At 68.9% G+C, this 24994-nt stretch carries 20 protein-coding genes; all 20 read right to left on the reverse strand.

The window, feature by feature from the left end; all coding sequences use genetic code 11:
- Positions 1–3 precede the first annotated feature (3 nt).
- Entirely contained in the window at positions 4–663 is a 660-nt protein-coding gene (locus KBY90_RS08130; protein ID WP_254968053.1) for an HNH endonuclease, read from the reverse strand.
- Between the two features lie 81 nt (positions 664–744).
- A complete protein-coding gene (locus tag KBY90_RS08135; protein ID WP_254968054.1) occupies positions 745–1530 on the reverse strand; it encodes a hypothetical protein in 786 nt (261 codons plus the stop codon).
- On the reverse strand, positions 1527–2951 hold the full coding sequence (locus KBY90_RS08140; protein WP_254968056.1) for an Eco57I restriction-modification methylase domain-containing protein: 1425 nt from the start codon (positions 2949–2951) through the stop codon (positions 1527–1529). The genes KBY90_RS08135 and KBY90_RS08140 overlap by 4 nt, the downstream gene beginning before the upstream one ends.
- A gap of 333 nt (positions 2952–3284) precedes the next feature.
- Positions 3285–4805 (reverse strand): GMC oxidoreductase, encoded by a 1521-nt coding sequence (locus KBY90_RS08145; RefSeq protein WP_254968057.1) that lies wholly within the window; start codon positions 4803–4805, stop codon positions 3285–3287.
- A 13-nt stretch (positions 4806–4818) separates the two neighbouring features.
- Complete coding sequence (locus KBY90_RS08150; RefSeq protein WP_254968058.1) at positions 4819–5427, reverse strand: cytochrome c oxidase subunit 3; 609 nt, start codon at positions 5425–5427, stop codon at positions 4819–4821.
- Between the two features lie 4 nt (positions 5428–5431).
- Entirely contained in the window at positions 5432–7162 is a 1731-nt protein-coding gene (locus tag KBY90_RS08155; RefSeq protein ID WP_254968059.1) for a cbb3-type cytochrome c oxidase subunit I, read from the reverse strand.
- Positions 7163–7188: 26 nt separating this feature from the next.
- Entirely contained in the window at positions 7189–8154 is a 966-nt protein-coding gene (locus KBY90_RS08160; RefSeq protein WP_254968061.1) for a cytochrome c oxidase subunit II, read from the reverse strand.
- On the reverse strand, positions 8151–8768 hold the full coding sequence (locus tag KBY90_RS08165) for a DUF2231 domain-containing protein (protein ID WP_254968063.1): 618 nt from the start codon (positions 8766–8768) through the stop codon (positions 8151–8153). The genes KBY90_RS08160 and KBY90_RS08165 overlap by 4 nt, the downstream gene beginning before the upstream one ends.
- Positions 8768–9265 (reverse strand): DUF2231 domain-containing protein, encoded by a 498-nt coding sequence (locus tag KBY90_RS08170; protein WP_254968064.1) that lies wholly within the window; start codon positions 9263–9265, stop codon positions 8768–8770. The genes KBY90_RS08165 and KBY90_RS08170 overlap by 1 nt, the downstream gene beginning before the upstream one ends.
- 162 nt (positions 9266–9427) lie before the next feature.
- Positions 9428–11326: a gamma-glutamyltransferase gene (ggt, locus tag KBY90_RS08175; RefSeq protein WP_254968065.1), complete on the reverse strand. Its 1899-nt coding sequence runs from the start codon at positions 11324–11326 to the stop codon at positions 9428–9430.
- Positions 11326–13191 carry a V-type ATP synthase subunit A gene (locus tag KBY90_RS08180; protein WP_254968066.1) on the reverse strand — a complete coding sequence of 622 codons (1866 nt, stop codon included), beginning with the start codon at positions 13189–13191 and terminating at the stop codon, positions 11326–11328. The genes ggt and KBY90_RS08180 overlap by 1 nt, the downstream gene beginning before the upstream one ends.
- Positions 13188–13922 (reverse strand): DUF2764 family protein, encoded by a 735-nt coding sequence (locus tag KBY90_RS08185; protein WP_254968067.1) that lies wholly within the window; start codon positions 13920–13922, stop codon positions 13188–13190. The genes KBY90_RS08180 and KBY90_RS08185 overlap by 4 nt, the downstream gene beginning before the upstream one ends.
- Positions 13919–14620 carry a hypothetical protein gene (locus KBY90_RS08190; RefSeq protein ID WP_254968068.1) on the reverse strand — a complete coding sequence of 234 codons (702 nt, stop codon included), beginning with the start codon at positions 14618–14620 and terminating at the stop codon, positions 13919–13921. The genes KBY90_RS08185 and KBY90_RS08190 overlap by 4 nt, the downstream gene beginning before the upstream one ends.
- A gap of 75 nt (positions 14621–14695) precedes the next feature.
- Entirely contained in the window at positions 14696–15151 is a 456-nt protein-coding gene (locus KBY90_RS08195) for an ATP synthase subunit C (protein ID WP_254968069.1), read from the reverse strand.
- A complete protein-coding gene (locus KBY90_RS08200; RefSeq protein ID WP_254968070.1) occupies positions 15148–16959 on the reverse strand; it encodes a V-type ATP synthase subunit I in 1812 nt (603 codons plus the stop codon). Before KBY90_RS08200 ends, KBY90_RS08195 begins: the two co-directional genes overlap by 4 nt.
- Entirely contained in the window at positions 16956–17561 is a 606-nt protein-coding gene (locus tag KBY90_RS08205) for a V-type ATP synthase subunit D (RefSeq protein WP_254968071.1), read from the reverse strand. Before KBY90_RS08205 ends, KBY90_RS08200 begins: the two co-directional genes overlap by 4 nt.
- Positions 17558–18907, reverse strand: coding sequence for a V-type ATP synthase subunit B (locus KBY90_RS08210; protein WP_254968072.1), 1350 nt, complete (start codon positions 18905–18907; stop codon positions 17558–17560). The genes KBY90_RS08205 and KBY90_RS08210 overlap by 4 nt, the downstream gene beginning before the upstream one ends.
- Positions 18908–18981: 74 nt before the next feature.
- Entirely contained in the window at positions 18982–22764 is a 3783-nt protein-coding gene (locus KBY90_RS08215) for a hydantoinase B/oxoprolinase family protein (RefSeq protein ID WP_254968073.1), read from the reverse strand.
- Positions 22764–24335 (reverse strand): inorganic phosphate transporter, encoded by a 1572-nt coding sequence (locus KBY90_RS08220; RefSeq protein WP_254968074.1) that lies wholly within the window; start codon positions 24333–24335, stop codon positions 22764–22766. The genes KBY90_RS08215 and KBY90_RS08220 overlap by 1 nt, the downstream gene beginning before the upstream one ends.
- On the reverse strand, positions 24332–24994 hold the full coding sequence (locus KBY90_RS08225; RefSeq protein ID WP_254968075.1) for a DUF47 domain-containing protein: 663 nt from the start codon (positions 24992–24994) through the stop codon (positions 24332–24334). The genes KBY90_RS08220 and KBY90_RS08225 overlap by 4 nt, the downstream gene beginning before the upstream one ends.

Here is a 24994-nt window from a genome sequence, read left to right on the forward strand (position 1 = left end):
GCGCTAAATGGGGCAAGTTACGAACCAGCGCTCCCAGCCACCTGGGTTACTCTCATCATCGGTATAGTCATACCACTCACATCCAATCTCGAGCTCATCCCTATCCCTCTTCCCCAAGAGCCCAACACTTACTGTGATCCCGGTTCCTCCCAGATCAAATGGAAAGAACTCATCTGGCTGGTAACAGTGCCTTTTTATGTATACCTGTCTTGCATTTTCTTTGTAGGCTAGCGGAATCGTATTGAGCCAGTCAACAAACAGTGCATCTCTCTTTCTTTGATTACACTTCCTGCAACACCAGATAAGATTGTCTGGATGATCCCATCCCCCTCGTGCTCTTGGGTCCATATGATCTCTCTCTAGGTAATGCGAGAATGCCTTGCCAGCCGGGGGGATTGGAATTTTAACATCACAGTATATACAGCTGTCCCTGCCTTCCAGCAGCTCAAAGATTGTCTTTCTAATTCCAGTCGCATAGCATGTATGGCATTTATTGCCGCGTGGATTATGGAGGCCGTTGGCCTTGACAAACTCCTCAATCGGCTTTAGTTGCTTGCAATGCTTGCAGAGCTTATTCGGTCGACTTGGCATGCCAATACTTACTGAGAGCTTGAGTATTCTTGATAACCTATCAAGTCCTGCATCTGTCTGTCTAACGCTCAAGATCAGAAGCGGGCAGGATGCTTCGCATAGATTAAGCTCTCTGCACCCGTCTTCTGCATCTTGATGTTGGGAGGATGGTGGCTATCCTGCTAAAGTATGCCACCTAGAAGTATAAGCTCGGCAGGTGCGCCTAAGCATCTCTTCGTACTGTCCATCAACGTTAATGCCAAATGGATTTTCTCGCTCGACTCGCGGAGGATTTACATTATCGACGAAGACAGGTTCAATGAGAAGAAAGTCAAAACCTAGTTCGTGAGTAAATCCCCTCTCTTTGACCGGCAGCGTTCGCATCATTTCTATAGTCTTAGTCGCGGCATCAAGCGAATTCGGTTTTGTTCCAAACTCTTCCCAGAGCTTCTGGTCACCCGACGAAAGCCTGGGCAAGACATCACGGTCGAAGTCAATTCCCAAAATCTGGCACTTGCGCTTTACGGCATCAGGAATATTAACGTATTGAATCCCAGTCCCTACGAGAACATGCCCTAAGACAATTGCCTCAGGCTTCTTTGTTTGCAAGAGGTTGACAAAGTCAGACAAGTCGCTCTGTCTATTCTTTCTGTTTTTGCCATGTGCCGTAATAACCGACTTGTTTTCCATGCACAATCTGGCTCGTTCAAGCGCTGGGTCGCCATCGGCATCACTTACTTCATAAATCATCAGATCGACCTTGTGAGTTAGTCCTGGCACATCCACATTAAGGCGATACTCTACTTTGGCGTTCTCAATATCATTGGCAAGGGCTGGGCACTCCTTAAGGAGATCCAAGATGAAGTGATTGCAGATGATGTCTGAATGACGTGCCGATCTATGATCATGGTACCTGTCTTGCTGAATTCGCTCTACTACTCGGTCGGCTGGCGTGATCATGCTACTTTCAGCACCTCAGCCCTCATTGACTTCTGCACTCGCCGAAGGCTTAGATTTGTAATTTGGTCTTCTAAGAGATTGTGAGCCAAATGTTCGGGTATGGGGAGGCGCTTGAGCACTGAGCTTTGGATTCTCAAAAAGCCATTGGCAGCCCGTTGAGCGTTGGACGATAGCCATGACTTAGCTGGATCTGAGTTTAGGAACTCAGCCAAGAGATATAAGTGCCTCGGATTACTTGGAACGATATAGTAGACTGAATGCCGTGGAACTACAAGGCCTTCTTGATCTATCCAAAATACAGGATCATCACAGATGTCCTTGCAGAGTATCTTTGGGCGTAGCAAGTCGCTCATCTGCGGTGCATCATGAAAGGCATGCCATGGTTTGCGTTGTGTGCAAGAACGCATGGCAAGTCTCGACTTAATATCAGATCGACTAAGATAAGTGCCTAGCTCACCAATATCCTCTAGACTTTGCAGCCGAGACTCTATCGTATAGGGAATAAGAATCACAGAAGATGTCTTGACTGTAGATGTTGTGGGCTGCAATTGCCTGCCTGATATCGTGGGCCAAGCATGCTGCGCAAGATTCTCAGGCAGCTCATTGAGCTCTTTCACGAAGACGGCATCAGCGCCTGTGGCAATGCCACAGCTAATTCGATGGCAAAAATCGACTAGACGAAGAGTCCCCGTAACTTCAGATAGTTTTCTGCTTGACAAGAGATGGCGCCAACTCTCACCAGTATTCGGCAATACAGTGGTAAACCTTGCGCCGTCTCGACTCCGGATGACTGTATTGTCAGTTGTTGCTGAGATTCTTACTCTTGATATTGTCGGATACGTGGTTCGCCCAGGAAATTCATTTTCTTGGAGAAGGATAATATCAGTAATAGCGTGTGATGCCAGGAGCTTCCGCACTTCCGAACCTGCTTGCACGTAGGTAAATTTCTCAGGTGTAATAAAAACAAGCGTACTATCTTTTTTGCAAAGCGAGATTGCCCTTTCAATGAAAAGCATGTACAGATCAAATCTGCCTACGGCACATTTATAGTGGTTACGGAACTGCCGTTTCTCTGCTTCTGTGAGGGATAGTATTGACACGTAAGGAGGATTTCCAATGACATACTCAAAAGGCCCCTTTACTTTGTCAAGCAAGAAGTCACTGGTGATGATCTCAATCTGTGGTATAGCCGCGAACTTCTTTCTTGCTTTCTCTGCTCTTTCAACGTCAAGCTCAACTCCTGTGATTTGAGGCGTCTTTACATTGTTGGCCTCGCACCACCTGAGTATTCCGTCAATAAAGGCACCGGGTCCACAACCAGGATCAAGTATCCTATCGGTCTCGTCCGGCCATTTCTCCCTAAACAGTAGTTCCACCATCAGATCAACGGTGGTCGATTGCGTGGGCACGAAACCGCGCATGCAATGCCCTCAGATGATGGGATCTTACCTGGGATGGAGCCTAGGGTCGGTCTATGGTGACTGCCTGCCTCAAAATCTCGGTTTCAGGCAGGGGAAGCGCTCGCTTCCATTCCGCCCAACTAGTCATTGGACGGTTCCGTAAACCAAGGGAAGAGCCTCCCCCCTGTCCGATAACCACACCGCAATCATGGCTCAGTGATCCACAAAACCCAGCTAGGGCATCGCTTCTCGCTTCGACATTCAAAAGAGTAGGGGTGGTTATCGGACCCGAGAACCAATGGTGCAGAGGGCTACAGAACACCCGGGGCGATGTCTCAAGCGTGGAAACAAACCTCACCCCAACACCCCCTGCACCTCCCCAGCCACGCGCAGGGCATTGGCGATCACCGTGAGCCCGGGCCCCACCGCCGGGCAGCTGGGGAACACGCTGGCATCGGCGATCCAGAGGTTCTCCAGTTCGTGGCAGCGGCCCTGCAGGTTCACCACTGACGTGGCCGGATCGCTGCCCATGCGGCAGGTGCCGCAGGCCAGGCCCATCACGCTCAGCGGTGCTTCGCCGCGGGGGTAGATCGGGGCCCGCTGCACCACCGTGGTGGCGGGGTCGGCCTCGGTTTTCTGGATCGTGTCCAGCCAGCGGTACACCAGCCGGTCGTGGGCTTCGCGGTTGTTGGCGATGTAGGCCACATCGATGCGCTCGCCCCGCACCGTCACCCGGTTCTCCGGATCGGGCAGCACCGCCGTCATCGCCCACCAGGTGATCGAACGGTCGGCCAACCACTCCAGCGCCGGATCCGGCAGCAGCCGGCTCACCAGCGACAGCAGCGGCGGCGACTCGGCGAACAGCGGATCCTGCAGCACCCCACCGCCGTTGCGGATCGACCCCAGCGCATAGTTCACGTTCTTGTCGCCCCAGTAGTACTCGGTGAGGCCCAGGGCCGGTGAGTAGCGCCCCGAATTGGGGCTGCTGGCCCGCTGCAGGATCGCCGTGAGCTGGGGCTTCATCAGGTTGCGGCCCACCTGATCCGAACCGTTGGCCAGCCCGCGCGGATGCCGCTCCCCCGCCGAACGCAACAGGATTGCCGCCGTGTTCACCGCCCCCGCCGCCAGCACCACCTGGTGCCCCTGGAACAGCCAGCGGTCTTCGCCGATCCGTGCCTCCACCCCCTTCACCTGGCGGCCGGAGGGGTCCACATGCAGCGCCTCCACCTCCGCCCCGCTGCGAACCGCCGCCGGTGTGGCCGCCGCCAGGGCCCGCTCCACGCCGAACAGCTCGGCATCGCCGGTGGGATCCGCCGCGTTCTCGCTCCAGCTCAGCGGCAGGTGATACGGCCGCAGCCCCTGGCGCGACAGGTCGGCATGCAGCTGCTCCAGCACCGGCTCCATCGGCCGCGGCGCATACGGATAGGCCCCGGCGCGCGGCGGCGCCGTGGGGTCTTCGCCGGCCTGGCCGTGCACCCGGTAGAGCGCCTCGGCCCGGTCGTACCAGGGCTCCAGATCGCCGTAGTGCAGGCCCCAGGCCGGCGAGCGGCCGTCCTGCATCGCCACGCCCTCGAACTCCGCCTCCCGCAGCCGCTCCAGCACCGCCGCCCAGATCTTGGTGTTGCCCCCCAGCGCATACACCATCTGCGGCTTGAAGGGATCGCCGTCGCTGCCAAACCAGGGCTGCTCCGGGTGGTAGCGCTGCTTGCGGAACAGGTCCACATCCACCACGTTCTGATCCACCAGCGGCAGCCGCTCGCCCCGCTCCAGCAGCAGCACCCTGCGCCCCGCCTCAGCCAGCTCCGCCGCCAGGGTGCCGCCGGCCGCACCGCTGCCGATCACCACCACGTCGTAGAGCGTGTCGTCGATGATCATCGCCGGGGCCTCCTCAGCGCTGCCACACGTAGATCAGCACGAACAGCACCACCCAGATCACATCCACGAAGTGCCAGAACAGCGACACGGCCGTCACCCCCACCGAGCCGGCGTCGTAGTTGCCCGGCCGGAACGAGCGGGCCAGCATCAGCCCCATCAGCAGCACGCCGGTGAGCACGTGCAGGCCGTGGAAGCCGGTGAGCAGGTAGAAGCTGGCGCCATACACGCCATCCCCCAGCCCGAAGGGCAGCCCGGCCCACTCCAGCCCCTGCCCCACCAGGAACACCGTGCCCATCGCCATGGTGAGCAGCCACCAGGCGCGGAACTCCCCCAGCCGGCCCCGGTGCAGGGCCCGTTCGGCCAGGTAAATCACGCCGCTGCTGCTCACCAGCACCACCGTGAAGCGCAGGGGCATCGCCACCTCCAGCCCCTCCACCCCCGGCGGCAGCCACAGGGGTGAGGAGGTCTTGTAGATGGCATAGCCGGCGAACAGCGCCAGGAAGATCACGCTCTCCGAGAGCAGGAAGATCACGAAGCCCGTGAGGGTGTGATCGCCGTGGCCGTGGCCGTGGGCAGCGGGCTGGGCGGGCAGGTCGGCCGGGGTGGGCGTGGTGGCGGTCATGGCGTCAGGCTCCCCCCGTGGCGGCGCTGGCGGCGCTGGCGGCTTTGGCCACGTAGCGCTGCTCGTCCTCCACCAGCGGCCGGCCGAGGCCGTAGCCGTAGGGGCCGCTGATCACCGTGGGCACGTCGTCTTCGAAGTTCTCCGCCGGCGGCGGCGAGGGCAGCAGCCATTCCAGGCCGATGGCGTGCCAGGGATTGGGCGGCGCCTTCTCGCCCCGCACCCAGGAGCTCACCAGGTTGAGCAGGAAGGGGATCGTGGCCACCCCCAGCAGGAAGGCGCCGAGGCTGGCGAGCACGTTGGCGAAGGCGAACTCCGGGTCGTACGACGCCACCCGCCGCGGCATGCCCAGCAGCCCCGCCGCATGCATCGGCAGGAAGGTGAGCTGGCTGCCGATGAAGGTGAGCACGAAGTGCAGCTTGCCGAGGCCCTCATACATCATCCGGCCCGTGAACTTCGGGAACCAGTGGTAGATGCCGGCGAACACCCCGTAGGTGATGGTGGAGAAGATCACCGTGTGGAAGTGACCCACCACGAAGTAGGTGTTGCCCACGTGGATGTCCACCGGCACCGTGGCAAGCATGATGCCGGTGATGCCGGCGAAGATGAAGTTGAACACCCCACCCAGGCAGAACAGCATCGCCGTGGTGAGGCGCAGCTTGCCGCCCCAGAGGGTGCCGATCCAGGCGAACACCTTGATGCCGGTGGGCACGGCGATCAGCATCGTGGTGACCATGAACAGGTTGCGCATCCACTGCGGTGTGCCGCTGTAGAACATGTGGTGCACCCACACGATCAGACTGAGGAAGGTGATCGCGAACGAGGCGATCGCCACCACGTGATACCCGAACAGCGGCTTGCGGGCATACACCGGAAACAGCTCCGAGAAGATGCCGAACACCGGCAGCACCATCACATACACCGCCGGGTGCGAATAGAACCAGAAGAAGTGCTGATAGAGCATTGGGTCGCCGCCGCCCTCCGGCCGGTAGAAGCTGGTGCCGAAGCTCAGGTCGAACAGCAGCAGCACCGCCCCGGCGGTGAGCACCGGCAGGCCGATCAGCTGGATCGCCTGGGCGGCCACCGCGGTCCAGCAGAAGATCGGCATCCGGAACCAGCCCATGCCCGGCGCCCGCATGCGGATGATCGTGGTGATGAAGTTCACCGCCCCCATGATCGAGGAGATGCCCGAGAGCGCCACCGCCAGGATCCACAGGAACTGGCCGTTGAGGAAGTGCCCCAGCGGGTTCTGGATGCTCTGGGGCGGATAGGCCCACCAGCCCGCTCCCGAGGGTCCGCCCGGCACCAGGAAGCTGGCCATCAGGATCACGCCGAACACCGGCACCATCCAGAAGGCGGCCGCGTTCAGGCGCGGGAAGGCCATGTCCGGCGCGCCGATCATCGGCGGGATCAGCAGGTTGTTGAAGCCGTTGAGGATCGGGAACAGAAACAGGAACAGCATCACCGTTCCGTGCATCGTGTAGAGCCCGTTGTACACGGTGGGATCCACCAGATCCGCCGCCGGTGTGATCAGCTCGCCGCGCATGATCATCGACAGCAGGCCGCCCACCAGCAGGAAGAACAGCGAGGTGATCATGTACTGCAGGCCGATCACCTTGGCGTCGGTGTTGAAGCTCAGGAAGCGCCGCCAGTTGTTCGGCGCCCCCGGCACCGGATGGGGCGCCTTGAGCACGCGCGGGTCGAAGGAGGGAGCGGGGGCGGGGGCGGTGCTGGTCATGGCGGGGGCAGTGGTGGCGGAATGGTTCAGCCCTCGTGGCTGGCGGCGGGATCGGCGCTCACGTGCACCAGCGGCGGCGGCGCCGGCGGCACCGTGGCCCAGCCCCGGTCACCGCGGGCCAGGCGCTGGGCGTAGAGGTCGGTGGCGGCATTGGCGGCGGGCCGCAGCGGCTGGGCCAGCGCCTGCTCCAGCCAGGCCGCATACTGCTCCGGCGGTTCCACCACCACGTCGGTCTGGTTGGAGGAGAAGTAGCCGCCGCTGAACATCGAATCGCGCAGCCGGTAGCGGCCGGCGCGGGTGGGGATGAGGCTGTAGTCGATCACGCTACCGGGAATCAGATCCTGCTTGAGCCGGAAGGCCGGCACGAAGAAGCCGTGGATCACATCGGTGGCGCTCAGGCGCAGGTAGCTGCGCTGGCCTTCGGGCAGGTGCAGCTCGCTGCTGTGCACGCCGTTGGGATAGATGAACTCCCAGCTCCACTGGCGGCCGATCACCTCGATCGGCTCAGCTGCCGCCGGATCGTCCGCGGCCTCCAGTGCGGCAGCGGGACCCTCGGCGCCGTGCATCGCCCCATGGCCGCCGGTGACGCGAACCTTGCCCCCCAGGGTGGAGAGGGTGGTGCTCACGTCGATCGCCTTCCAGGCGATCAGCATCACGATCACCAGCGGGATCAGCGTCCACACGATCTCCAGCTTGAGGTTGCCCTCGATCGGATCGCCGTTGTCCAGGTCGTACTTGGGGGCGCGGTTGAACAGCAGCGTCCAGAGCATCACGCCGCTGCAGCCGAAGAAGATGAAGCTGCCGATGCCCACCTCCAGGGCGAAGAGGTTGTCCACCGGGGCGGCGGCGGCCGAGGCCGGCACCGGCAGCCAGTGGTGCGACGCGGCGGCCATCCAGAAGCTGGCGGCCAGATCGGCCAGCACCGCCAGCAGCACCAGCAGCACGCCCCACAGCCGGGGGGAGCGGCCCGGAGATGGAGAAGCGGTGGTCATGGCAGCGCCTCGCGCAGATCCACGCCGCCAGCCAGCAGCTGGGCCGCGGTGATGTGCACGCCGAACTCGCCCGCCAGCTGGGCGCCGAGGGTGCCGTGCACGCCGATCAGCACGAACAGCCCCACACCCGCCAGCAGGTAGCTCCACTGCACCTGGCGGCCCAGGTCGCGGCGCCAGCGGAAGCGCTGCAGCCCGCGCCACACCGTCATCGCCACGATCAGCAGCAGCAGCAGCACCCCGCCCACCCCGTGCCAGAGCATGGTGGCCATGCTGCCGAGGCCGAAGTCGCTGCGCCCGCCCGCGATCGGCACCGCCAGCAGCATCTCGTAGAAACCGGCCGCCACCGTGAGGAAACTCACGCCGGCGCAGGCCAGCAGGTTGTACCAGCCCACGTCGTGGAAGCCGGCGCGGGTCACCGGCAGGGCCAGGAAGCGGAACAGGCGCTTCTCCAGCGGAAACAGGGCGCCGGCGATGTCGAAGGTGATCGCGATCACGAACAGCCCGATCGTGAAGTGCACCAGGTTGGGGTGCACGGGCATCGAATAGGGCAGCTGGTTGGGGCCCAGCTGGTCGGTCACCGGCGTGAACGCCCTGAGCGCAGCAACAGCAGCCATCACACCAGCCCCGCGCGCACCGCTTCCACCACGGGCACCGTGTGCAGCCCGTACACCCACACCAGCTGGTTGCCCAACAGCACCTGCACCACCACCAGCACGCTGAGCAGTGCGCCGGCGCCCAGGAAGGCCGGCGGCAGGCGCAGCGGGTCGCGGCTTCGGATCACGTAGCGCCAGCCCGAGAGCAGGGCCAGCACCCCCGCCAGCGACCAGCCCAGGGTGCTGTGCAGGTTGAGGATCGTGCTGGCCTCGCCGTAGGGATTGGCCAGGCCCGCCTCGATCTGGCCGAAGATGATCGCCACGAAGATGGCCATGGTGGCCACCAGCAGGTTCCAGAAGCTCACCTCATAGAGGGCCGGCCGGCGGCCGAAGCGGCCGATCAGATCGAACACCACGCTGATCAGCGCCATGGCGATCACGAAGTGCACCACGATCGGGTGGATGGTGTCCATCCACGGCAGGTTGCGGTCGTTGAGCGGGGGCAGCAGCTCCAGCATCGGGGCGGGTTGAGCTCGGGGGCGTGAAGTGGAGTGAGGTGGCGTGAAGTGTGGGTGAGGCGCAGCGGCCCGGTGGTGCGCTGGACGACCAGGCAACCGCCTCCCACCCTCGGCAGCCGTCGCCGGCGGCGCGCGGGGCTGTGACGGATTGCCACAGACCGATCAGGGTTCGCTGATGCCGGCGGCGGGCGGACGCTCCACCGCCACCGCCCCCTCCGGCCGGCGGCTGTCGGCCACCCCCAGGCTGCCCGCGAGCACCGGGCTCCCCGCCGCTCCAGCCGGCCCCGGCGACCAGAGCAGTTCCACGCTGTTGGCCGAACCCATGGCGCTGCCGGCCGTCAGGGTGTGGCCCCGCCCGGCCAGCAGGGCCAGGGTGTCGGGGCTGAGGCCCTGCTCATGGCTGAGGCGGTCGGGCCAGAGCTGGCTGTGCACCCGCGGGCTGGCCACCGCCGTGGCCAGGTTGAGCCCGTGCACGATGCGGTTGAGCAGCACCTGCAGCACCGTGGTGGGGATGCGGCTGCCGCCGGGAGTGCCGGTGGCCAGCCAGGGCCGGCCGTCGGGACGGAACACCAGCGCGGGCGTCATCGAGCTCAGGGGCCGCCGGCCCGGGGCGATGGCATTGGCCTCCCCCTGCACCAGCCCGAAGGCGTTGGGGCGGCCGGGCGCGGCGCTGAAGTCGTCCATCTCGTTGTTGAGCAGGAAGCCGGCCCCCGGCACGCTGATGCCGTTGCCGTAGGCGAAGTTGAGGGTGGTGGTGAGCGCCACCAGGCCGCCCTGGCGATCCGCCACCGACAGGTGGGTGGTGTTGTCGCCGCCGCCGCCGCCGCCGGCGGGCGGGGGCTGGGGATCCAGCTCGGCGGCGGGGCGGTGGCGGCGGGGGTCGATCCGGGCGCGCAGCTCGGCGGCATAGGCGCGGCTCAGCAAGCGCTGTAGCGGCATCGCCACCTGATCGGGATCCCCCAGCCAGCGGTAGCGGTCGCGGTACACCAGGTTCATGGCCTCCACCTGCATGTGCAGGGAGGCGGCGCCGTTGAGGCCCCACTCCCGCAGCGGCAGGGGCTCGAGGATCGCCAGCAGCTGCAGCAGGCCCACCCCGCCGGCGCTGGGGGGCGGCATGGTGAGCAGCCGGTGGCCGCGGAAGCTCCCCGCCAGGGGCCGCACCAGCTGGGCCCGGTAGGCGGCCAGATCGGCGGCACTGATCAGCCCTCCCTTCAGCCCGCCCCCCTGCCGCATCAGCGCCGCCAGCCGCTCGGCGGTGGGTCCGGCGTAGAAGCCCGCCTCCCCCTCGGCGGCGATGCGCCGCAGCGTGGCCGCCAGCTCCGGCTGGCGCAACCGCTCGCCCGCCCCGTAGGGCCGCGGCGCCCCGCCCGGCTGCGCCGGCGGCCGGAAGAACAGCGCCCGGGAGGTGGGATCGGCCTGCAGCAGCGGCGCCGCCCGCCGCAACGACTCAGCCAGGGGCTGATCCACCGTGAAGCCGTCCTCGGCCAGGCCGATGGCGGGCTGCAGCACCTCCGGCAGCGGCAGGCGGCCGTAACAGCGCTGGGCCAGCACCAGCCCCGCCGGCGTGCCCGGCACCCCCGTGGCCAGCAGGCTGCGGGTGGCGCGGCAGCGATCCACCGTGCCGTCTGCGGCCAGGAACATCCCGGCCGTGGCGGACTGCGGGGCGGTTTCGCGGAAGTTCACGGCCACGGCGGTGCCGCCGCCGATGGGCAGCTCGGCCGCCGTGGCACAGCCACGAGCGGCCGCCGGCGACGGCCCCGGCAGCCACAGCACCAGGAAGCCGCCGCCGCCGAGGTTGCCGGCCTGGGGCAGGGTCACCGCCAGGGCGAAGGCGCTGGCCACGGCCGCATCCACCGCGTTGCCGCCGCGGCGCAGCATCGCCGTGCCCACCTCCGCCGCCAGCCGGTCCTGGGCGGCCACCACCCCGCCCCCCGACGGCACGCCATGGAAGCGCTGCTCGCGCTCCTGCAGGGGGGAGGCGTTCTGGGGGGGCGAGGCGGCGAGCGCCGCAGCGGAGAGCGCCAGGGCGGGCAGCAGGGCCGGCAGCGCCAGCGGCCGCATCAGACGCAGGCGGAGGCCGCCAGCTCCTCGATCTGGCTGCGGTACCCCTGGTAGGTGGGCGAGTCCTCCGGGGCGTAGTTGAGGTTCCGGAACAGGCCGGTGAGGCGGGTGAAGAACTCCCGCGCCGCGGCCTTGTCGGCGAAGTGATACGGACGCTGGATCAGGTCCCACACCAGATCGAGGCTGCGCTGCTGGCGCGTGATCGGGCAGCTGGCGTCCACCGGATCGAAGGCGTCCTGCTGCAGATACACCATGTCCAGGAACTGGGCCTTCTGCTGGAGCAGGAAATCCTCCAGGCTCACCCCCTCCTCGCCGGTCACCAGGATCATCTGCTGCACGGCATCGCCGCGCCGCAGCAGCTCGCTCAGCTCCCGCACCCGCGCCACCCACCCGGGCGCCAGATGGTGGGCGAACCAGTCCTCCAGCTGGCCGAAGTAGCGCGACCAGGAGATCAGCGGGTCCACCGCCGGGTAGCAGCGCTTGTAGGCCCGCTCGGCGCTCAGCCCCAGGAAGGTCTTCACGGTGCCGAGGGTGGACTGGGTGACCGGTTCCTCGAAGTTGCCCCCGGCCGGCGACACGGTGCCGATCATCGTGAGGCTGCCGATGCTGCCGTCGTTGGTGCGGATGATGCCGGCCCGCTCGTAGATGCCCTTGATCGAGGAATCGAGGTAGGCGGGGAAGGCCTCCTCGCCCGGGATCTCCTCCAGCCGGCCGGAGGTCTCGCGCATCGCCTGGGCCCAGCGGGAGGTGGAGTCGGCGATCAGCAGCACGTCGTAGCCCATCTGGCGGTAGTACTCGCCCAGGGTGAGGCCGGTGTAGATCGAGGCCTCCCGTGCCGCCACCGGCATCGAGGAGGTGTTGCAGATGATGATCGTGCGGTCCATCAGCGACCCGCCGCTCTTGGGGTCGGTGAGCTTGGGGAATTCGGTGATCGTCTCCACCACCTCCCCGGCCCGCTCGCCGCAGGCCACCACCAGCACGATGTCCACGTCGGAGTGGCGGGAGATCAGGTTCTGCAGCACCGTCTTGCCGGCGCCGAAGGGTCCGGGGATGCAGCCGGTGCCGCCACGGGCGATGGGCAGGAAGGTGTCGATGATCCGCTGGGTGGTGATCAGCGGTTCCTGGGGATAGAGGCGCTCGCTGCTGCGCGCCTCCAGCAGGTGCTGGGGCAGGGGCCGGCGCACCGGCCACTCCTGCACCAGGGTGAGGGAGCGGGCCTGGCCGCGCTCGTCGACGATGCGCGCCACCACCGTGTGCACCGTGAAGGTGCCCTGCTGGATCCAGTCCAGCCGCACCGTGCCCGGCTGGTCGAAGGGCACCATGATCTTGTGGCTGAAGCGCCCCTCCTGCACCGTGCCGATCACGTCGCCGGCGCGCAGGCTGTCGCCCATCCGCGCCACCGACTGGAATGACCATTTCCGGTCGGGATCGAGCGGCGCCACCGCCGCCCCCCGGGGCAGGAAGGTGCCGTAGCCGGCGGCCAGGCCGGCCAGGGGGTTCTGCAGGCCGTCGTACACCTGGGTGAGCAGCCCCGGCCCCAGGCTCACCGACAGCAGCTCGCCGGTCTGCTCCACCGGATCGCCAATGCCCACGCCGCGGGTGCTTTCGAACACCTGGGCGTCGGCGGTGCTGCCCTGCACCCGCAGCACCTCGGCCTTGAGCCGCTCCTGGCGGTCGCCGTCCAGGCGCCGCGGGCAGATGTAGATCACCTCGTTCTTGAGGATCGGCCGCGGCCGCTCGGGGGCCATGGCGATGGTCACCAGATCCTCCTGAACGGCCACCACGCGGGCCGGATTGAAGCGGGCGTCGGCGGCGGCGGTGCTGTTGGTGGCGCTGGCGGTGGCGGGAGCGGGGGTGGCGGTCATCGGGCGGGGCAGACGGCGAGGGTGTCGGTGAAGCGGCCGAGGCCGTCGCTCACCAGCTGGCGGAAGCGCCGGGAAGCGGCCTCGGCGTCGTAGTTCGACCAGCGCTCCACCAGGCTCCAGCGGGCCAGGTAGATCACCACCGCCTCGAAGTCGAAGTGGTGGCCCTGGCCCAGCTGGTCGAGCTCCCGCCAGATCAGGGAGAACAGCAGGCGCTCCAGGCCGATCAGGTCGCCGCTCTCCAGCAGCCGCACCGCCTCGGGGATCCAGGGGAACACCCCGGCCAGCGCGAAGGCGGGCTCCCGCCAGTGGCGCTCGATCGTGGGCACCAGCTCGCCGAAGCCCCACACCTGGCCGCGGGGCGGCTCGGCCTCGCCGCGGTGGCGGCGGCGCAGGGCGGCCACGATCGTGCGCCGGTCGAGGCGCTGGCGCACCAGCTGGCGCAGAAGCGGCTGGCGCACCTCCCGGAAGAAGCGGGCCGCCTCCTCCAGCAGCAGGGCATCGGCGCCGGCGGGCGGGCCTGCCGCCGCGCTGCGGCCGTCGCCCTCGCCCGCCTCCGGCAGCAGCGACTGGGAGAGGATGCCGGCGGCGCGGTCGAGGTCGGCGCGGTCGTCGGGGTGCAGCAGGCCGATGCGGCTGGTGAGCCGGAGGCGGGAGATGGCCGGCTCCCGCGCCTCGAACAGCCCCCCCAGCGGCGGCAGGCTGGCCATCAGCGTGGTGTAGCGGGGGCTCACTTCACCACCCCCTCCAGCAGGGCCCGGAAGCGGGGCTGCAGGTGTTCGAGGATCACGTCGGCCACGGCCCGGTCGCTGAGGTCGAGCACCACCTCCCGGTCCACCAGCCGCACCCGCAGGCCGGCGGCCTGATCGGGCGCCACGGCGAAGCTCACGCCCTCCCGCAGCATGCCGGCGGCCACCAGGCGCACGAACTCGGTGAGGTCGCCCCGGGCCAGCTCCTCGGGATCCTGGCTGAGCTCGGCCAGACCCACCGCCCGCCGCGGCAGCAGCACCTCCACCTGGGCGGCGCGGTCGGCCTCGTCGCGCACCCGCCCCACCACCTCCAGCACCATCCTCTCGAGCAGCTCCTGCTTCTGCTGCTCCTCCCCCACAAGCTGGCGCACCTCGCCGCGGAAGCGTTCCATCAGGCGCGTCTTGAGGGCCAGCACGGCATCGCGCAGGGCCAGCTCCAGCGCCTCGCGCCCCGACTGCTCCAGGTTCTCGGCCTGGCGGCGGGCGTCGGCCACGATCCGCTCGGCCTGCTGGCGGGCCTGGTCGAGGGTGTGGCGGGCGTCGGCCTGGGCCTGGGCCACGATCTCCTCGGCCTGGCGGCGGCCGGCCTCCACGCCCTGATCGCGCAGGCGGGCGATCAGCGCCTCCACCCCGGCGGCCACCTGCACCGGCGTGTTCTTGCGGCTGGAGTGTGGCTGGGCCATGGGGGAAGCGGCGAGATCGCGGGGGCGGAGTGCGGGGTGCGAAGTGCGGAGAGCGGGGTGCGGGGAGCGAAGGCGTCAGCTCCTGGGAATGCCGCCGGCCGCCACCAGGGCGAACACGAAGGCGAACACGGCGAAGCCCTCCACGATCGCCGCCGGTGCCAGCGCCAGCCCGAAGATCTCCGGCTTGGCCTTGGAGCCGGCGATCGCCGAGGCGCAGCAGAGGCCCTGGTAGATGGCGGCGATCAGGAAGGCCACACCGGAGAGCAGCCCGATGCCGAACAGGCCGCCGGCATTGGCGGGCGTGACCGGCCGGTTGAGGATGAACATCACGACGATGCCGTAGATCGACATCGAGGAGGGCAGGGCCGAGAGCCCCACGAAGCGCCCGTAGCCGCTGCTCACCTCCATCATCGCCCCGATGGCGGCCTGGCCGGCGATGGTGCAGCCCACGGAGGCGCCGATCGCCCCCAGGGCCACCGGGGCGTAGATGCCGATCCAGCCGAGCACCAGCAGGGAGAGATGGTCGTTCACGAGACAGGCTCCTTTTTGAGAAATGGCTTGAAGGGAATGCCCTCGCCGGAGAGCCCCCAGTTGAAGAACTCGATGAAGTTCAGCCGCAGCCCGTGCACGAAGCCGCTGATCACGGCCAGCAGCAGGTTGATGCCGTGGCCGAGGATCAGGATCAGCAGGGCGATCGGCACGGCCAGCACCACCCCCGACTCCACCACCTGGCTGGCCAGCTGGTTGAAGGTGACGGCCAGCGACGCGCTGGCCAGCCCCAGGGCGAACAGCCGCAGGTAGCTCATCACGTCACCGAACAGCTTGGAGATGTCGGTGAGGGCGCCCAGGCCGTCGACCAGCCGCAGCAGCAGATCGGCCGGCCGGGCGATGCGACGCTCACTGCTGAGCAGCAGCACGGTGAGCAGACCGCCCACGGCCAGCCCCAGCCCCAGGTGCCGGGCCCCGGGCGAAGCGGCGCCCAGGTAGAGCACGAAGCCCCCCAGGATCACCGCCATCCAGCCCAGGGGTCGGGCGCGGCCAGCCACGCCGGTGGCACGCACCGCCACGATGCCGTTGGCCAGCAGCAGGTGCAGCCCGCCCACCACCAGGGCGAGCTTCATCATCGCGTCGAAGTCGTTGAGGTCGAGCAGCTTCAGGGCCGCCAGCGGCGAGGCGGCGGCCGGTTCCACGCCGAAGTAGCTGCCCGCCAGCACGCCGTAGATCAACGCGAAGGCCAGCCCCGTCACCGCCTGCACGCGGAAGTGGCGCCCGCCCGGCGTGCGGCCCATGCCCTTCCACAGCAACCCCACCACCACGCCCAGCACCAGGGCGTAGCCGGCGTCGGCCAGGATCATGGCGAAGAACACCGCGAACGAGAAGAACACCAGCGCCGAGGGATCCCAGTCGCGGTAGGCGGGGGTCTCGTAGAAGGTCACCAGGTCCTGGCCGCCGCTCAGGACCGGCGGGTTCTCCAGCAGGGTGGGCGGCGCATCGCCGGGATCGGGGATCTCCGCCAGCCAGGCCAGACCCCGCACGGCGGCGAAGGCCTCCAGGCGCGGCAGGTCGCGGGCGGGGATCCAGCCCTGCAGCTGCACCAGGCCGTGGTCGTCGCGGGTCATGGTCTGGGCCTCGGCGCGGGCCTGGGCGTCCTCGGCGCGGGCCAGGTTGCGCGAGAGCAGGAAGATCCAGCGGCTGAGCGCCTCGTGCTCGGCCTCCACCTCCTCCAGGGCGGAACGGGCCAGGTCGAGCTCACGGCGCACCGTGGCCGGGGATTCGGAGCCCAGGCGGGAGCGGGCCACCGGCAGGGCGGCGGGGTCGGGCTCCTCCGGCGCGATCAGCACCACATAGATGTGGCGCGGACTCTCGTAGAGCTGCTGCCAGGGGGTGTCGAGCCGGGCCAGGGCCTGCTGGAAGGCCTTCGCCCGGGCATGGGGCACCCGGTAGAACCACAGGCGCTGGCCGCCCAGCTCCTGCAGAGCGGGCAGCACGAAGTCGCCCCAGGGCTCCAGCAGCCGCAGCCGCGCCTCCAGGGCCAGCAACCGGTCCTGCGCCTGGCGCTTGGCCCGCCGGTTGGCGAGGGCCGCGGCGATCAGGCGGTCGAAGTCGAACGCGGCATCCACCCGGGTCTGGTGGCGCCGCCGGCGCACGTCGCCCAGGTAGCGCAGCGCCTTGCGGGCGTCCTCGATCGGCCGGCGGCTCACGAACGGCTGGTCGTCGCCGGAGGGCTCCTCGAAGGGGATCAGGTGCAGGCAGCCGAGCTGCTGCAGGCCATCGAGCAGGTCCTGCTTGTCGGCGCTCAGGCCGACCACGGTGAGCCTGCGCAGGGGAACGATCGTCATCGCGCCCCGGCCCGCTGCTTCTTGCGCTTGGCGATCTTGGAGTTCACCACCCCGGCCCGCTCCGCGTCGGCCAGGTAGATGGCAATGCTGCGGATCTGCTGGCGGGTGCGGGGGATCAGCACCTTCTCGAACAGGTTGAAGCGCTGGGTCACGGTGCGCTCCGCCCGCAGCAGCCGCTCGATCCGCTCCCGTGCCACCTGCAGCCGCACCTGGGTGTCCAGCGCCTCGCGCAGGCAGGCCACGATGTGGTCCACCCAGAAGGGCAGGCTGAGCAGGCCGTAGTCGGCCACCTCCACCCGCACCTCCTCGACGCGGGGCAGCCGGGTGCCGATCAGGTTCTCCTCCCCGAGCCGCACGTCCACCACCCGGGCCAGACCCTCGAGCCGGATGTGCTCGTGGGCCAGCATCGGGCACAGCCGCGCCACCTCCGCCTCCAGCTCGCCGGCCCGCCGCTCCAGCTCCTGCAGTTCGTGCCGCGCCCGGGCCCGCTCGGCGCTGATCTGGCGGCGCTTGAGATCCAGCGACGGCAGCACGGCGCCGTAGGTCTTCAGCAGCCCCTTCTGGCGGCTGAGGGAGGCCTTGGTGAGGGAGATCCGGCTCATACCTGCTGCGTCGGCCGGGGGAAGTACTTGTCGATCAGCTCCTGCTTCATCAGCAGCTCCTGGGGCTCGAAGCACTCGGCCATGGTCCGCCAGGCCAGATCGAGGGCGGCCTCCAGGGGCATGTCCACGTTGATGTCCATGAAGCGCTGACGGAAGAGCTCGCCGAAGCGGATCAGCTTCTGGTCGTAGTCGGAGAGCTCGAAGGCCATCGCCTGCTTCTGCTGGGCATCGCGGGCGCCGGAATAGAGGCGGATGGTGGTGTTCATCACCTGGTTGTGGTCCTCGCGGGTGCGCTTGCCGATCACGTTCTGCTTGAGGCGCGACAGGGAGCCGAAGGGGTCGATCACGCCGTTGTGCAGATAGAACTGCCCCTCGGTGATGTAGCCGGTGTTGTCCGGCACCGGGTGGGTGATGTCGTCGCCGGGCATGGTGGTCACGGTGAGCACCGTCACCGAGCCGCCCTTGGCGTAGTCGGCGGCCTTCTCGTAGCGGCGCGCCAGCTGGGAATAGAGATCACCGGGATAGCCGCGGTTGGCCGGCACCTGGTCCATGGCGATGCTCACCTCCTTGAGGGCGTCGGCGAAGGCGGTCATGTCGGTGAGCAGCACCAGCACGCGCTTGCCCTCCTCCACGGCGAAGCGCTCCGCCACCGCCAGCGCCATGTCGGGGATCAGCATCCGCTCCACGATCGGATCGGAGGCCAGGTTCACGAACATCACCGTGCGGTGAAACACGCCGGCCTCTTCGAAGGTCTTGCGGAAGGCGTAGTAGTCGTCGAAGATCAGCCCGAGGCCGCCGAACACCACCACATCGGCGTCGGCCTGGATGCCGATGCGGCCGAGAAAGGCGTTGAACGGTTCGCCGGACACCGAGAAGATCGGAATCTTCTGGCTCTCCACCAGCGTGTTGTAGACGTCGATCATCGGCACGTTGGTGCGGATCATCTTCGAGGCCAGCACCCGCCGCATCGGATTCACCGACGGGCCGCCGATGGTCACGCGCGGATCCTGGGAGAGGTCGGGACCGCCGTCGATCGGCTCACCGGTGCCGCGGAACACCCGGCCGAGGATGTTGCCGGAGTAGGTCACCGTCATCGGGTGGCCGAGAAAGCGCACCTGGGAATCGGTGGACACCCCCTTGGTGCCGCGGAACACCTGCAGCGCCACCGAGCGCTCCTTCAGGTCGATCACCTGGGCCAGCGACTGGCCGCCGCCGGCCGTCTGCACCACCGCCAGATCGTTGAAGCGCGGGGCGGCGTCGCTGTCGTGGCCGCCGGCGGGCACCTCCACGCGGATGATGTCGCCGGCGATCTCGAGCACCTTGGAATAGCTGATCAGGATGCTCATCCCGGCCGGGGGCGGCTCTGATCCAGTGTGCGGCCGATCCCCGGGCCCGACCACGAATGTGTCGCGATGCGGCCTCAGCCCGCCGGAGTGACTGCCGCATCGACCGCCGCATCGGCCGCTCCGAAGCCGCCGCCGCCTGGGGTCTCGATCACCAGCACATCCCCGGCTGCCACCTCGATCTGGGCCGCACCGCCCAGGAATTCGCCGGCCTTGCCGGCCCGCAGCAGGCTGTTGCGGCCCGGCAGGCCCGGCTCGCCGCCCGCCAGGCCGAAGGGAGGCACGCGGCGGCTGCCCGTGAGCAGGTCCACCGTCATCGGTGCCAGGAAGCGCAGGCGGCGCACCACGCCATCGCCGCCGGGCCAGCGGCCGGCGCCGCCGGAGCCGCGGCGGATGGCGAACGTTTCCAGACGCACCGGGAAGCGCTGCTCCAGCACCTCCGGATCGGTGAGGCGGGAGTTGGTCATGTGCGTCTGCACCGCCGAGGCGCCGGCGAACCCCACCCCGGCCGGGGTGCGGCCTCCGCCGCTGCCGCCGCAGATCGTCTCGTAGTACTGGAAGCGGTCGGTGCCGAAGCTGAGGTTGTTCATCGTGCCCTGGGCCGCCGCCTGCACCCCCAGGGCGGCGAAGAGCACGTTGGCCAGGGCCTGGGAGGTCTCCACGTTGCCGGCCACCACCGCCGCCGGCGGCCGCGGCCGCAGCAGCGAGCCCTCCGGCACCACCAGCTCCAGGGGCTCGAAGCAGCCGGCGTTCAGCGGGATGTCCTCCCCCACCAGGCAGCGGAACACGTAGAGCACCACGGCCTTGGTGATCGCCAGGGGCGCGTTGTGGTTGCCGTCCTGCTGGGGGGAGGTGCCGCTGAAGTCGATGCGGGCCCGGCGGCGGCGCTGATCGAGGCTCACGGCCACGCGGATGCGGCTGCCGTCGTCGAGCTCCACGGCGGCGCTGCCGGGCCGGAGGCGCTCGATCGTGCGGCGCACCGCCTCGGCGGCGTTGGCCTGCACATGGCCCATGTAGGCCTCCACCTCGGCCCGGCCCGCCAGCTTCAGGAGCCGCCGCAACTCCCGCTCGCCGAGGCGGTTGGCCGCCGCCTGGGCCTTGAGGTCGGCCAGCAGCTGGGCCGGATCGCGCACCGGATGCTCGCCCGCGGCGAAGCGCGCCAGCCAGGCCTGCTCATCGAGGCGGCCGGCGCGCAGGAAGGAGGCGTTGTCGAGCAGCAGGCCCTCCTCCTCGATGCGCCGGCTGAAGGCCGGCATCGAGCCGGGGGTGATGCCGCCCACATCGGCGTGGTGGCCGCGGCTGGCCACGTAGAAGAGCGGCGCATCGGCACCCGCTGCGTCGGCCACGAACACCGGCGTGATCGCGGTGATGTCGGGCAGGTGGGTGCCGCCGTCGTAGGGGTTGTTGGAGAGCACCACGTCGCCGGGGGCCAGGGGCGGCCGGCGGCCGGCGGCGATGGCGGCCAGCAGGGCGGCGATGCTCTCGCCCATCGAGCCCAGGTGCACCGGGATGTGGGGGGCGTTGGCCACCAGCCGGCCGCGCCCGTCGAACACGGCGCAGGAGAAATCCAGCCGCTCGCGGATGTTCACCGAGCGGGCGCTCTGCTGCAGCTGCACCCCCATCTGCTCGGCGATGGCGGAGAAGCGGTGGTTGTAGAGCTCCAGCAGGGTGGGATCGGGCTCCTGATGAGCCGCGGCGGCCGTTGGGGTGGCGGCGCCGTCGGGAGCTGGCGGTGGCGGCGGTGGCTGGTGACGCAGCAGCAGGGCACCGTCCGCCAGCACCCGGCCGCTCCAGTGGGGCTCCAGCAGGGTGGTGCTGGTGGGGTCGAGCACCAGGGCCGGCCCCTGCAGCTCCTGGCCTTGCCGCAGCTGCGAGCGCCGCCACAGGGGCACCGGCTGGGGGCCCCGCTCCGCGTCCAGCCACACCGGCACGCTGGCCGGCTCGCCGCCCCCACTGCCAGGGCCCTCGCCGCCGGCATCCGCGCTGATCCGGGCCGGCGGCGGCGGGCGCAGGGGTTCGGCCAGCTCCACCAGCAGGCGCTCCACCACCAGATCGGCGGCCGCCAGGGCCGGCCGGTAGCCGAAGCGCCGCTGGTGGCTGCAGCCGAAGGCCTCCAGCAGCCCCTCCAGCTCGTCCGCCGCATCCCAGGCCACCACCAGCCCCTGCTCGCTGCCGGCGAAGCGCAGCTCCAGCCGCCACCACACCCGCCCCGGCTCGCCTGCCGCCAGATCGCCGGCCCGCTGCAGATCGGCGCGGGCGCGGTCCGTGAGCTCCCCGGCCTGGCGCCGCAGCTCCGCCAGCGCGGCCGGGCTCAGGGGCAGGCGCGGGGAGCGCTCCAGCAGCAGGCGCTGCTCGGCGCGGCCGATGCCGTAGGCGGAGAGCACGCCGGCCAGGGGATGGAGCAGCACCTGGCTCACCCCCAGGGCCTCGGCCAGGCGGCAGGCGTGCTGGCCGCCGGCGCCGCCGAAGCTCACCAGCAGGGCGCCGCGCAGGTCGTGGCCGCGCTGGATGGAGATGCGCCGGATGGCGCCGGCCATGGTTTCGATGGCGATCGCCAGGGCCCCGGCCGCCACCCGCTCGGGCGACACGGCCATCGCCGCCGCCAGGGCGGCGAAGCGCTCGCGGGCGGCGCCCAGATCCGCCGCCTGGTCGCCGCCGGGGCCGAACACCGCCGGCAGGGCGGCGGCGGGCAGGCGGCCCAGCAGCAGGTTGGCGTCGGTGATCGTGGCCGGCCCGCCGCGGCGGTAGGCGGCCGGGCCGGGGTCGGCGCCGGCCGATTCAGGACCCACGATCAGCCGCTGGCCGTCGAAGCGCACGATCGAGCCGCCGCCGGCGGCCACGGTGTGGATCGGCAGCATCGGCGCCTGCAGCCGCAGCCCCGCCACCTCCGTCTCCGCCTGCCGCTCCCAGGCCAGGGCGCCGAGGGCCGGATCGAAGTGGAACACGTCGGTGGAGGTGCCGCCCATGTCGAAGCCCACCACCGGCCGCGGCGCCTCGCCCGCCGCCGCCAGGGCCTGCTCGGCCACCGCCACCGCCCCCACCATGCCGCCGGCCGGCCCGGAGAGGATCGTGTCCTTGGCGTGCAGCAGCTCCGGGGCCGCCAGGGAGCCGCTGGAGCGCATCACCCGCAGCCGCGGCCCTTCGCCGAGCGCAGCACGCACCTGCTCCAGGTAGCGCTCCAGCACCGGCGCCACCGCCGCCTCCACCAGGGTGGTGTGGCCCCGGGGCACCAGCCGCGGCTGGCGGCTGAGCTGGTGGGAGAGCGCCAGCCGCTCGAAGCCGAAGGGCTCCAGCCAGGCGGCCAGGCGGCGCTCATGCTCCGGATTGCGGCAGGCATGCAGCAGGGCCACGGCGCAGCTGCGGTAGCCCTCGCTCATGGCGGCCCGCAGGGCGGCCGCCAGGGCGTCATCGAGGCGCAGGGGCTCCAGTTCGCTGCCGTCGGCGGCGAGGCGGCCCTCCACCTCCAGCACCCGCACCTCCAGGGGCCGGGGCCGCTCGATCGCCAGGGCGAAGATGTCGGGACGGTGCTGATCGCCGATCTGCAGCAGATCGGCCAGGCCGCGGTTGATCAGCAGCAGCACCGGCGCGCCGTGGTGCTCCAGCAGGGCGTTGGTGGCCACGGTGGTGCCCAGCCGCACCTCCTCCAGCACGGAGCGGGGACAGCCGGCACCTGGCGCTACCGAATCCGCCGAGCCCAGCAGATCGGCGATGGCGTTCACGGCCGGATCACCCGGCCGCTCCGGCTGCACCGACAGCACCTTGCGCACGTGCAGGGCGCCGGCGGGGTCGCGGCCGATCACGTCGGTGAAGGTGCCGCCGCGATCGATCCAGAAGCTCCAGCCGCCGTCAGCCCCCACCATCAACCCTCCGCCCCAGGCGAGCGTAGGGAGGTCGGCGGCACTGGTCCGGCGCCGCGGTTCTGGGCGCCGCGGTTCTGGGCGCTGCGGTCCGGGGGGCTGCGGCTGAAGGTATCGAGCACCAGGGCCAGGCGGGCGGCACGGCGGGCGGCTTCGGCCCTGGGCGCATCCGGCGCCGGGGCCCAGAGCGGACTCCGGCTGGCCAGGGCCTCGGCCAGCTGCCAGGGATGCAGGAAGCTGCGGCCCTCCAGGCCGGCCACCGCCTCGCGGTAGGGGGCGGGCAGGCTGGTGCGCTCCAGGGCTTCGAGGCCCCGGGCATCGATGGTGAGCGGGCGGGTTTCGGCGATCCGCAGCACCTGCGCCTCCTGGGCGGGATCCAGGCGCACCTGGCGGCGCAGCCAGGCGCGGAAGCGCACCGAGCCCACCACCGGCTGCAGATCCATGGCCAGCCGCTCGCTGGGCAGGCGTTCCTCCGCCAGCCGCACCAGGGCCGGCGGCGAGAGCTGGTAGGCCACCGGCCGGAACACCTGCTGGCCGAAGACGTTCTGCACCACGAACAGCAGCACGAAGGCCACCAGCGCCGCGATCAGGGGCGTGGTGATCCAGCCGGAGGCGATGCGGGCGAGCACCCCCCAGCGGATCTGGCGCACGCCGCGGCCCCCCTGCAGCAGGCCGATGCCCAGCACGGCGCCGATCACCGCCTGGGAGCTGGACACCGGGATCAGGGGAATCGGCGGCAACCCCAGGGCCACCGCCAGGGCGGAGAGCTGCGGCGAGGAGAACACGAACAGCACCAGCGCGTTGGCCAGCACCACCACCAGGGCCGCCACCGGCGAGAGGGTCATCAGGCTGCCGCCCACGGTGAGCATCACCCGGCGGGAGTAGGTGGCGACCCCCACGGCGATGGCGATGGCGCCGAGCAGGAACAGCTGCTGCTCGCCGCTGAGGTGCAGGCCGCCGGCGATGGTGAGCTCGGCGAACGGGGATGCGTTCACGAACACCCCCATGACGTTGCCGATGTTGTTGGCGCCGAGGCTGTAGGAGCCGAACATCCCCGCCAGGATCAGCCCCAGGCGCAGGTTCGCGTCCAGGCTCAGCAGGTGCGGCCGGCCGCGGCGGATGGCGGCCACCAGCAGCCGGTGCAGGCCGGCGGCCAGCAGGGCGGCGAGCAGGGGCGAGGCCACCCAGGCGAAGGCGATGCGCGAGAGCTGGCTGAGGTCGGTGATCGAGCCGCTGAACCAGTTCCAGCCCACCACCGCCCCCACCACCGCCTGGGAGGTGGAGGCCGGCAGGCCGGCGCGGGTCATCCAGGTCATCGTCACCCCCGCCGCCAGGGCGGTGGTGAAGGAGCCGGCGATGGCGTTCACCGCCCCCAGCTCGCCCAGCCCGCCGGACGCGGCCCCACCGGCGGTGACCGCCCCGAGGATCACGAACAGGCTGCAGAGCACGGCGGCGGTGGAGAAACGCAGCATGCGGCTGCCCACCGCCGAGCCGAACACGTTGGAGGCGTCGTTGGCCCCCAGCGACCAGCCCAGGAACAGGCCGCTGGAGAGGAACACCAGGCTGGCGATCACTCCAGCACCCGCTTGATGGCCAGGATCGAGAGCTCGTCGCTGATCTCCTCGGCCCGGTCGGCCAGGCCGTCGATCACCGCCAGGGCGTCGCGGGCCAGCAGCTTGCTCTCCAGCGGCAGGGCACTGCCGAACAGGCCTTTCTTGAGGCGCAGGGTGATGGCGTCGGCCTCGGATTCGTAGACGCGGATGTGGTTGATGTGGTCGCGCACGGCCTCGGGCTGGCGGAAGAACGCCCGCGCCCCCCGCACCGCCGCCTGCATGCTCTGGTCCACCACCGCCACCAGCTCGCGCACGTCGGCGCCCGTCTCCAGCCCCTCGAAGGCGGCGGCGTACTCGATCAGCAGCTCCTGGAACACATTCTTGGTGGCATCGAGCAGGCCGTAGAGATGGGAGAGCAGCCGCAGCACATCGCCGCGGAAGTCGGGGATCAGCATCTCGCTGTAGAGGGTGTTCACCACCGCCCGGCGCAGCTCGTTGGCGCGCTCCTTGAGCTGGATCAGCTGGTCGAGCTTGAGCTCGGTCTCCGGCACCACGCCGCGATCGAGCAGCAGCTCCATGCCGCGCTGGAAGTAGATCCCACCCTCCGACACCTTGTCGAGGAACTCATCGATCTGAGCCTCGAGAAAGTGCGTCTTGCCGAACAGCAGCGGCGAGCTCAA

This window comes from Cyanobium sp. CH-040, assembly GCF_024346135.1.
Lineage (GTDB): Bacteria > Cyanobacteriota > Cyanobacteriia > PCC-6307 > Cyanobiaceae > NIES-981.

Coding starts and splice junctions, on each gene's coding strand:
- KBY90_RS08180 (WP_254968066.1), bottom strand. CDS start 13,191: ATGACCGCCACCCCCGCTCCCGCCACCGCCAGCGCCACCAACAGCACC.
- KBY90_RS08140 (WP_254968056.1), bottom strand. CDS start 2,951: ATGCGCGGTTTCGTGCCCACGCAATCGACCACCGTTGATCTGATGGTG.
- KBY90_RS08155 (WP_254968059.1), bottom strand. CDS start 7,162: ATGACCAGCACCGCCCCCGCCCCCGCTCCCTCCTTCGACCCGCGCGTG.
- KBY90_RS08200 (WP_254968070.1), bottom strand. CDS start 16,959: ATGACGATCGTTCCCCTGCGCAGGCTCACCGTGGTCGGCCTGAGCGCC.
- KBY90_RS08205 (WP_254968071.1), bottom strand. CDS start 17,561: ATGAGCCGGATCTCCCTCACCAAGGCCTCCCTCAGCCGCCAGAAGGGG.
- KBY90_RS08135 (WP_254968054.1), bottom strand. CDS start 1,530: ATGATCACGCCAGCCGACCGAGTAGTAGAGCGAATTCAGCAAGACAGG.
- ggt (WP_254968065.1), bottom strand. CDS start 11,326: ATGCGGCCGCTGGCGCTGCCGGCCCTGCTGCCCGCCCTGGCGCTCTCC.
- KBY90_RS08160 (WP_254968061.1), bottom strand. CDS start 8,154: ATGACCACCGCTTCTCCATCTCCGGGCCGCTCCCCCCGGCTGTGGGGC.
- KBY90_RS08190 (WP_254968068.1), bottom strand. CDS start 14,620: ATGGCCCAGCCACACTCCAGCCGCAAGAACACGCCGGTGCAGGTGGCC.
- KBY90_RS08170 (WP_254968064.1), bottom strand. CDS start 9,265: ATGCTGGAGCTGCTGCCCCCGCTCAACGACCGCAACCTGCCGTGGATG.
- KBY90_RS08215 (WP_254968073.1), bottom strand. CDS start 22,764: ATGGTGGGGGCTGACGGCGGCTGGAGCTTCTGGATCGATCGCGGCGGC.
- KBY90_RS08165 (WP_254968063.1), bottom strand. CDS start 8,768: ATGGCTGCTGTTGCTGCGCTCAGGGCGTTCACGCCGGTGACCGACCAG.
- KBY90_RS08210 (WP_254968072.1), bottom strand. CDS start 18,907: ATGAGCATCCTGATCAGCTATTCCAAGGTGCTCGAGATCGCCGGCGAC.
- KBY90_RS08150 (WP_254968058.1), bottom strand. CDS start 5,427: ATGACCGCCACCACGCCCACCCCGGCCGACCTGCCCGCCCAGCCCGCT.
- KBY90_RS08145 (WP_254968057.1), bottom strand. CDS start 4,805: ATGATCATCGACGACACGCTCTACGACGTGGTGGTGATCGGCAGCGGT.